The following is a 1,928-nucleotide window of genomic DNA, read 5'->3' on the forward strand; positions in this document are numbered from 1 at the left end:
ATCGAGTAGGAGGGGGAGTTACCTCCCCCGTCCTCTCACACCACCGGGCATACGGTTCCGTACCACGGCGGTTCATGGTTGGCTCTGGAGCCGGTTCATCGTATCCAACAAGCTTACCAGAGACAGACGGTCGAACACCTTTTTGGGGAGGGCGGCGTGCATATGGGATGCGCCGCTGTTCCACCAGGGGCCGCGCCCGTTCGTTGCACTCTTCCAGGCTCTCGGCTCAGTCAGGCCCAGGCGCATCAGATTGCGAGCTCTCGTACGGGCCCGTTTCCATTGCTGCCACAGGATCAGTCGCAGGCGTCGCCGTATCCAGCCATCCAGCGCTTCCACCGGACGTTTCGAAGCGGTCAGGCGGTAGTAGTTCGCCCAGCCTCTTAGTACCGGGTTCAGATTCTGGATAGTCGTCGTCAGCGACTGTCCGCGAGATCGCTTGAGCAGTGGCCGCAGCTTGGCCATAACAGCCTTCAGGCTTTTCGGTGCAATCCTCAGCCGGACCTGTTTGTGCCAGGTCACGCTGTACCCCAGGAAGGTCCGACGCCAGGGGCGATCCACAGCACTCTTGGCTGGGTTCACTTTCAGTCGCAGGTGCCTTTCCAGGAAGTGGGTGACACTGGCCATGACCCGTTCACCGGATCGGCGGCTACGAACGTAGATATTGCAGTCGTCCGCGTATCGGCAGAACCGGTGGCCCCGGCGCTCCAGTTCCCGGTCCAGCTCGGTCAGGAGCACATTGGAGAGCAAGGGGGACAGGGGGCCACCTTGCGGTGCGCCTTCCCGTCTCGGGCTGACCAGTCCACCTTCAAGCATACCGGCTTGCAGGTAACGTCTGGTCAGGGCAAGGACCCGCCGGTCGGTGATGCGACGGGCCAGCAGGCCCATCAGCACATCGTGGTTGACCCGGTCAAAGAACTGGGCCAGATCCAGATCGACCACCCAGCGGTGGCCGTCGTTGATGTGCTGTTGCATCGCCTTGATCGCCTGCTGGGCACTTCGGCCGGGGCGGAACCCGTAGCTGTGATCCGAGAAGGTCGGCTCCAGCATCGGGCTCAGCACCTGGTGAAGCGCTTGTTGGATCAAGCGATCCTGAACCGTCGGGATGCCCAGTATCCGTTCGCCGCCTTGCGGCTTGGGGATACTGACCCGGCGTACCGGCTGAGGATGGTAGTCTCCGGCCAACAGCCGCTCGCGCAGCGTTGGCCAGTGCTGTTGCAGGTGGCCCTTCAGAGCTGTGACCGGCATCTGATCGATACCAGCGGCACCCTTGTTGGATATCACCCGCTGATACGCACGCATCAGGTTCGGGCGCTCAAGCACCCGCTCCATCAACGCGTTCGGCTCCGCGTTCGTCCACGGGTGAGTCACCGCATCGGCCTCGACACGGACTTCAGTACCTGCCGGGTTCCGCCCGGCCCCTTCCTGAATGCCCTGACCCATCCGGGTCCCTTCTGTCTTCTTTAGCACAACACGAGAACTCATCGTCTACTAGCGGCCAACCATGTTCGGTCCTTCAGTACGCGGTGACGCACCTACTATGACCTCGGCTGAGTTCTGGCTCCCCATCCCCACCCCTCGCGAGGTGAGTAGCACAGTGGCAGGAAACCAGACTTCCCAGGGTAAGACGCGTGACCTTCACACTTATGCCCGCCGCATGTACGTCCACACCTTCCGTGCAAGTACTGGGCTTTGACGATAATTGACGCCTTACCCGGTGTGACCGCCTCATATGCGATTCCTGTTCGTCAGGCCAGTGCTTTGCCTGCGGCTTCCTTCAGATTCCACCTCGCAGTGGACACCCTTGCCGTCCGGCTAGTGGTTCCCCTTGCCGGGCCCACAGGGGACTTGCACCCCCAAGTCATCCGGCCAGCACCACCTGCACCGGAACAGCGCCGTCAAGGCGCTACGCGCCATGCCTGGCGCACAAT

General features: G+C 62.1%; 1 protein-coding gene. It reads right to left on the reverse strand.

Features of this window, described 5'->3' with window-relative positions; all coding sequences use genetic code 11:
* Positions 1-72: 72 nt before the first annotated feature.
* Positions 73-1,440 carry a group II intron reverse transcriptase/maturase gene (gene ltrA / locus BM036_RS19555; RefSeq protein ID WP_425434119.1) on the reverse strand — a complete coding sequence of 456 codons (1,368 nt, stop codon included), beginning with the start codon at positions 1,438-1,440 and terminating at the stop codon, positions 73-75.
* Positions 1,441-1,928 lie beyond the last annotated feature (488 nt).

This window comes from Marinobacter segnicrescens, assembly GCF_900111555.1.
Classification (GTDB): Bacteria; Pseudomonadota; Gammaproteobacteria; order Pseudomonadales; family Oleiphilaceae; genus Marinobacter; species Marinobacter segnicrescens.

Excerpts from the sequence above, each read along its gene's own strand:
- ltrA (WP_425434119.1), bottom strand. The coding sequence starts at position 1,440 with ATGGGTCAGGGCATTCAGGAAGGGGCCGGGCGGAACCCGGCAGGTACT.